General features: G+C 56.6%; 5 protein-coding genes and 1 pseudogene. 3 read left to right on the top strand and 3 right to left on the bottom strand.

Annotated elements, in window-relative coordinates; genetic code table 11:
- Both KBY85_RS11025 and KBY85_RS11020 read left to right on the top strand, forming a co-directional pair.
- On the top strand, window positions 1–461 hold a 461-nt coding region (locus tag KBY85_RS11025; RefSeq protein WP_315859984.1), incomplete at its 5' end, for a transposase.
- Between the two features lie 368 nt (window positions 462–829).
- Complete coding sequence (locus KBY85_RS11020; protein WP_254961559.1) at window positions 830–1,738, top strand: hypothetical protein; 909 nt, start codon at window positions 830–832, stop codon at window positions 1,736–1,738.
- 594 nt (window positions 1,739–2,332) lie between these two features.
- Here the strand turns inward: KBY85_RS11020 and KBY85_RS11015 are convergent.
- The 3 genes from KBY85_RS11015 to KBY85_RS11005 all read right to left on the bottom strand — a co-directional run bounded on the left by KBY85_RS11015 (window position 2,333) and on the right by KBY85_RS11005 (window position 3,940).
- Complete coding sequence (locus KBY85_RS11015; protein WP_254961558.1) at window positions 2,333–2,512, bottom strand: hypothetical protein; 180 nt, start codon at window positions 2,510–2,512, stop codon at window positions 2,333–2,335.
- A gap of 316 nt (window positions 2,513–2,828) precedes the next feature.
- Window positions 2,829–3,152, bottom strand: a complete 324-nt coding sequence (locus tag KBY85_RS11010) for a hypothetical protein (RefSeq protein WP_254961557.1) — start codon at window positions 3,150–3,152, stop codon at window positions 2,829–2,831.
- 206 nt (window positions 3,153–3,358) lie between these two features.
- Entirely contained in the window at window positions 3,359–3,940 is a 582-nt protein-coding gene (locus KBY85_RS11005; RefSeq protein WP_254961556.1) for a sigma-70 family RNA polymerase sigma factor, read from the bottom strand.
- A gap of 413 nt (window positions 3,941–4,353) precedes the next feature.
- On the opposite strand from KBY85_RS11005, the pseudogene hsdR reads away from it, so the two are divergent.
- Window positions 4,354–6,804: pseudogene (gene hsdR / locus KBY85_RS16080) on the top strand (EcoAI/FtnUII family type I restriction enzme subunit R).
- Window position 6,805: the final 1 nt, after the last annotated feature.

Genomic DNA, 6,805 nt, shown 5'->3' with positions numbered 1-6,805 from the left:
GCCACGTTCCCAAAGCCGGCCAGGACATGGTGGCCGCTGCCATGAAAGCGGTGTTCGTCATCCAGGCCCCCGATCAGGTGCGCTCCCACTGGCAGCGAGTCACCGAGATGCTGCGCAAGCAGTTCCCCACCGCTGTGCCGGTGATGGACGCCGCCCGTGACGACGTGCTGGCCTTCCTGCACTTCCCCCAGGAGCACTGGCGGAAGGTGTGGAGCACCAACCCGCTGGAACGGCTGAACAAGGAGATCAAACGCCGCACCAACGTGGTCGGTATTTTCCCCAACGACGCTGCGATCGAGCGGTTGGTGGGCAGCCAGCTGCTGGAGCAGCAGGAGGAATGGCAGCTGGAGCGCCGCCGCTTCTTCTCAGAGGCCACGATGGCCAAGATCCCGGAGCCAGAAGAGGCCCTGGAGCTCACTGATGCTGATCCGTCCGCCCAGCCAGACGAACCCATCAGCTGAAAGGCACCAGCTCCTCCCTCGATCTACACAAAACACATTGATCGCTGAGTTGCCAATTCAGCGATCAGGGTTCATAGTGGATAAACGGAGCTGCGCAATCAGCTTCCAAGCAGTCACCCTTTGACTGCACCTGTTCACCCTCCGGAAAGGGTCACAGGACCGCCTGAGTTACACCACTCAGAGGGGCGCTACCGCCAGCCCCGCATTAATCGCTGAAAACACCGCAAACATGAGCATCAGAGGGTGATGGCTTGCAGGGTGGTTCCAGCTGGCGGAACGCAACTAAAACCTGGTGCAGAACTGGGATTCCAATGAAAGGGCCAACTCGCTCTTCATATCAGTACATGGGTTATCGTATAAGCATATGAGTGGATCCCCTTGAAATGGCGACCGAAGAAGTCTCAGGCCGTATGCTCATAATAGCTATATTCATTTTCTTTGTAGTAGGAATATTGCTAATTGTCGCCTGGCCATTCTTTCTGGTAGTCGGATGCTTAATTGGGATATATTACTTTGTGAGAGCCAGATCCTTGAAAAGAAATATTCTCTCTGCAAAAATACTGGTTGATCGTGTGGCAAGTCAATACCAGGATGAATTTGGAGTCTTGCGAGACGATCCCGTAACATGTTTTAAATTTAGAGAAATCTTTTTGGATTCCAATAAGACGTTTCCATATATTGGGATTCGCTATGAATCAATCTTTTGGGACGAACGAATTAGGAATGGTGTTCGAGTCAAAACCATCGACTCCTCTCAGAACAGTCACTCTATTAAGGATATCAAGCCATTTTCTTCTGATCAACTCTCCGAGAAATTGCTTAGCCTACTAATCGATAAATTTATCAAGGAAAAAGGTATCGATATGCTAGAATCAAATTCACTTGACGAGAAAGTCTGCTCTATAATTTTTGAGAACTATCCCGAGGCAATATGGGCTGATGAAAGCGTTGCACAGATACATAAATCACTGGAGCCGTTGCAGACCACGTATAAAGCGTCCCAAACTAATGAACTCCTCGCAGCGAATAGGGCTTCGCTTGAGAAGTCTATTGCAATTCTACAGAGAGAAAGCAAGGATCTTTCTCAATACGCGGAAGAGGCTTGGACGGCAATTCACAAGTGCTATGAGTTTTTAGCTGTACCAGAGAATCTCAAGAAAGCATCAAATTACGAAACACAACCGCTAGAAATATATTCGCGACGACGTGAAATGAGGGATGGCTTTGCAGAAGTGCTGGCGATCAAGCAAGAGTATGATGCCTTAAGTGGGCGTTAAATTTCTTGATGGCGTGTAACTTCTAGCAATAATTTATACATGGCAGTGCTGATCCTCGCGCTCTAGTCATTGCACAAATGACAGAGGTTAAGTGATCGTCAGTAGCCTGACAAAAGCAAGAGCAGGATGTTGAATCATTGCGGTAGCTTCTTGCAGGAACTAGTGTGATTAACCGTTCATTTGATTCTTCTTTTGAAAAGAGCTGGTTCTCGCGACTACTTATAATCACTTATATCTGAAGAAGATCAACCAGATTTTCAGCGTCGTCAATGATCCTGTTCCGTCTCCCAGTGCTCTCAGGCTGTCTGGTGCCCACCCTGATGACACCCCGAACATTCGGGGCGTTTAAATGCTTTGCTGGCGGCCATTCAGGACTGTGAGGAGCAGTTTGGGACCTACTCCGACTCAGGGTTTTGGAGGTGTTTGGGCTTGGCGTTCCCCCCTCTGCCAGCAAAGTTGACGCCTCTCTACTTCGACCACCGGAGGTCTGTGCAGCAAGCAGACGCTCCAGCGGCCGCCGCGCAATCCCCGAGCAAGCGCGAGTGAGTTGAGCAAGGCCGCAGATCTGCTGGCGGCCTCGATCTGAGCTCGGCCCTAGACGGCCCAGCGCAGGGGCTCCTCCCAGCCGGCCTCTGGGCAGATCAGATCCCAGCAGCAGCCGATCGGCTGTGGAACCGGCAGGGAGAAGAGCACCAGCTGCTGGGCGACCTGCACTGGATGACGGCGCTGTGGCTTGCGCTGACGGGATCGGCAGGGATTGGTGGTGGCTTCCATGGCGAACTGGAGAAGAAACGCCCCCCTCCACGCCCCTGAGCCACGGGGTCAAGGTCACCGCTCAGGTGCTCGCCTTAGCCTTGACGCTGTGGCTCTGTCAGCCCACCGCCTCTGGTGGCTGCTGGCCGAGGGGCGGACCATCGGGGAAGTGCTCTCCGGCGCTGTGGACCACCGCCAACCCGCTCTGCCTTAGCTACCGCCGGCATGACCAGACGACCTGAGCTGGGCCTCGATTAGATGCGGAGTGAGCCCACTGCCGCACTGCACGCAACAAAGGAGAGAAGCCGGGATCAGTGCTCCCGGCGGGCCCTGGGCCTCAGGCCATCTGCAGCCTCAACTCAGCCAGCGCCTCACGACCAGCCTCCAGCTGGCAACGCTGCAAGAGCTCCTGCTGGGCCAGCAGCCGCTCATCGAGCTCATCCACCCGCGCCAGGCATTGCTGGATCGCGGGGATCACCTCCTCTTCCAGGATCGTGATCTCTTCCTCTCCATAGGGCTGCTCGATCCAGGTGCGGCGCAGCGGCAACCCGCGGCTACGGCGCAGGATCTCCTCCATCGAGCGCAGCGTGGATTCGAGCAGCAGGAACGGATCTTCCTCAGGCCTGCAGAACGGTGAGGCGGCAGCTGAACGAGAAGCCATGAAATCGGCGCCATGGGGCGCAGCGAAGGGACTTCCCGAAGCGGAGGCATGACGCAGGAATGCCTCAGACTGAGGAAGCCCGGAGCAAGCCACTGGTGGGCAAGACAAGGAATCAAAGCTTGTGTCTGTACGGACCGCAGCGGAACCCTGAGCAGGCGCGAGTGGGTGGAGCAAGGGGTTAAGGCCGCCAGAGGCGGCCCAAGGCCTCAGGCCTGGAGCAGCTTCCGCAGGGACTCGATTGCCTTCTTTTGGGCCCGCTGCACCGACATGGCGCTGATTTGCAGCTGCTCTGCCGCCTGCCGTAGCGACAGGCCCTCAAGGATGGTGAGCCTCAGGGCCGTGGCTTGCGGCGCAGGCAGCTGATCTACAAGCTGCTCCAGCGCCAAATCATCAGCGGGGCCGGCTGCTTCTTGCTCTGGGGCCGCTAGCTGATCGAGCAGGCACGGCTCGCCAACGGCGTGGCCATCAAGGCTGATGTGACCCAGGGGGCACAGACCCTGCTCATGCAGCCGGCGTGGAATGCGCACCAGCCGCACACGATCGCGCAGGTGATGCTGCAGGGCACCTGAGATGCAGCGGCGCAGATAGGGCTCCGCCGGCTCACCTGCTTTGCAGCGCAGCACTGAACGGAGCAGGGCTTCTCTAGCCACCTGGATCAGATCCTCCCGCTCAACCAAAGGGAAGAAGCGGCGGGCTACAGCTGAAGCAACGGCATCTGCCAGGGAGAGGTGCTCGAGCACCAAGGCATCACGGGCACGGAGGGCAGAGCGGGAAAGCGGGGCAGCCATCTGGGGACGGCAGAGAACCCCACCCCCAACGGCCTGCCGCAGGGATGTGACAAGGACGCCCCAACGGGGCGCATGGCTAGATCCTTGAGGCAGCGCGAGGACTGGACGAGGGATTTAGGTGGGTGTTTGACGGCCTAGTGGCAAGCCAATTCCTCCCGGTAGCCCTTGTGGCAGGCCAACCCAAGGTCGACCAAGGGCCACGAATCCCGGCTGAGGCACCTGGTCAGATGAGGAACTCAGGCCAGGCAACTCAGGCGAAATAAACGGTGAGGGCTGCGAAAGGTGGCGCCAATTAGCTGAGCCACCACAATTGGAAGCGCCGGAACCCCTGGAGCCCCATTGCTAGGCCAAGCGCCGCAGCTCAGCAGTAAGGCCTGCCTGCCGCCTCAGCACACGCTGCTCAGGGGACTGCAGTGAATAAGAAGGATCTAAGTGAAACCGATATCTGCGACCGGTTCATTACCCCGGCTCTGCATCAGGCGGGATGGCTGAAAGAGCACATCTTGCGGGAGCACTCCTTCACAGCGGGTCGAATCATCGTCCGCGGGCGGATGGTGACCCGGGGCCGTGCCCGTAGGGCGGACTATGTGCTGCTTTATCAGCATGTACCGATCGCTGTCATTGAAGCCAAGGACAACAGCCATGCCCTTGGTGATGGGATGCAGCAGGCCCTGGCCTATGCCGACTCGCTGCAGACACCTTTTGTGTTTGCCTCCAATGGCGACGGTTTCGTGTTCCACGATCGCACAGGTCAAGGCGAGCAGCTGGAAAGCACATTGACTCTCCAGGCTTTCCCGAGCCCAGAGACCTTGTGGCATAACTATTGCCACTGGAAGGGGTTGACGCCTGAGCAGGAGAGGGTGGCGCTGCAGCCATTTTTCGATGGTGGCAGCAAAAAAGATCCTCGTTACTACCAGATCAATGCGATCCAGATAGCAGTGGAAGCCATTGCTAGAGGACAGAAGCGCATCTTGCTGGTCATGGCGACCGGTACCGGCAAGACCTTCGTCGCCTTCCAGACCATCTGGCGGCTATGAAAGTCCAAGCAGAAAAAGCGGATCCTGTTTCTGGCCGACCGCAACGTGCTGATCAACCAGACGATGGTGAATGACTTCAGGCCATTCGGTCCAGCGATGGCAAAGCTAAGCACCGCCTCCAAGACGATTGAGCGGGCCGATGGTTCCTTGGAGACGATCGCAACAGCCATTAACAGCCAGCGCCGAGTGGACAGCTCCTACGAGGTGTACTTAGGTCTATATCAAGCGCTTACGGGACCCGAGGAGAGGCAGAAGCTTTACAAGGAATTTTCACCGGGCTTCTTTGATCTGATTGTGGTGGATGAATGCCATCGTGGCAGCGCAGCAGAAGATTCGGCCTGGCGAGAGATCCTGGAGTATTTCGCGGATGCCACCCAGATCGGTCTGACTGCAACGCCAAAAGAAACAAAATATGTATCCAACATTAATTATTTCGGCGAACCTCTCTATACCTATTCTCTCAAGCAGGGCATACGAGATGGATTCCTTGCTCCCTACAAGGTGATCCGCGTCCACCTGGATGTAGACGTGCAGGGCTACCGCCCGAAGCGAGGTGAAGTGGATGACCGTGGCTATGAAATAGACGATCGCATCTACAACCAGAAGGATTTCGATCGCACCTTGGTCATCGACGAGCGCACAAGCCGGGTGGCTAAATGGATCAGCAACTACCTCAGAGCCAGTGGCGATCGCTTCCAGAAAACCATAGTGTTCTGCGTAGATACCGAGCATGCCCAGCTGATGAGGCAGGCACTGATCAACGAGAATCAGGATCTAGTGAAGGCGAATTCCCACTACGTGATGCGGATCACGGGAAATGATGAAGAAGGGATGAAAGACATTGATAATTTCATTGATCCGATGGTGGCCTATCCGGTAATCGTTACGACTTCACGCTTGCTTTCCACGGGTGTAGATGCCCAGACATGCCGACTAATTGTGTTGGACCGGGAAGTGGGTTCGATGACCGAGTTCAAGCAGATCGTGGGTCGAGGCACACGTGTACATGCCGACAGCGAGAAGTACTACTTCACCCTGGTGGACTTCCGTAAAGCTACCAATCACTTTGCTGATCCTGACTTCGATGGTGAGCCGGTACAGATCTATGAACCTGGGGAAGACGACTCTCCGCTCCCTCCGGATGTTCCAAATCCACCTGATAGGGAAGACAGCCAGGACCCCATCGATGAAGAGGGCGAGGACACGACTGTTGGCGAACTAGATGATGACCCGTTTCCACCGGTCCCGCCGGGCGAGAAAAACCGGAAGTATTACATCAAGGGGAAGGCGGTCTCCGTCCTCACCGAGCGAGTGGAGTACCTGGATGAAAACGGCAAGCTCGTCACCGAGTCGCTGCGGGATTACAGCCGCAAGACGGTGAGGGAGCAGTACGCCAGCCTGGATGCTTTCCTGCGCCGCTGGCGGGGAGAAGAACGCAAGCAATCGATCATTGATGAACTGGCGGCAGAGGGACTGCTGCTGGAGCCACTGCAGGAGGAGGTAGGCAAAGACCTGGATCCTTTCGATTTGATCTGCCACATCGCCTTCGATCAACCACCCCTCACCCGGCGTGAGCGGGCCGCCCGGGTTAGGAAGGATGTGTTCAGCCTTTACGGGCCCCAAGCGAGGGCGGTCTTGGAAGCCCTGCTCGAGAAGTACCAAGACGAGGGGGTAGTGGGCGATCTGGACAATGTGAAGATCCTCGAAATCCCCCCATTCACCACCCTGGGGACTGCCTTCGAGTTGATCCAGGGGTTCGGCTCAAGGGCCGGCTTCCAGAAGGCGGTGCATGATCTGCAGGATTGCCTGTATGCGGAGGCGGCCTGAG

The sequence above is a fragment of the Cyanobium sp. BA5m-10 genome (assembly GCF_024346255.1).
Classification (GTDB): domain Bacteria; phylum Cyanobacteriota; class Cyanobacteriia; order PCC-6307; family Cyanobiaceae; genus Cyanobium_A; species Cyanobium_A usitatum.
Note: the sequence above shows the minus strand (reverse complement) of the source record. Positions and strands in the feature narration are given on the sequence as shown.

What these genes read in the sequence shown, in the direction of transcription:
- KBY85_RS11015 (WP_254961558.1), bottom strand. Translation starts at nt 2,512, where the DNA reads ATGGAAGCCACCACCAATCCCTGCCGATCCCGTCAGCGCAAGCCACAG.
- KBY85_RS11010 (WP_254961557.1), bottom strand. Translation starts at nt 3,152, where the DNA reads ATGGCTTCTCGTTCAGCTGCCGCCTCACCGTTCTGCAGGCCTGAGGAA.
- KBY85_RS11005 (WP_254961556.1), bottom strand. Translation starts at nt 3,940, where the DNA reads ATGGCTGCCCCGCTTTCCCGCTCTGCCCTCCGTGCCCGTGATGCCTTG.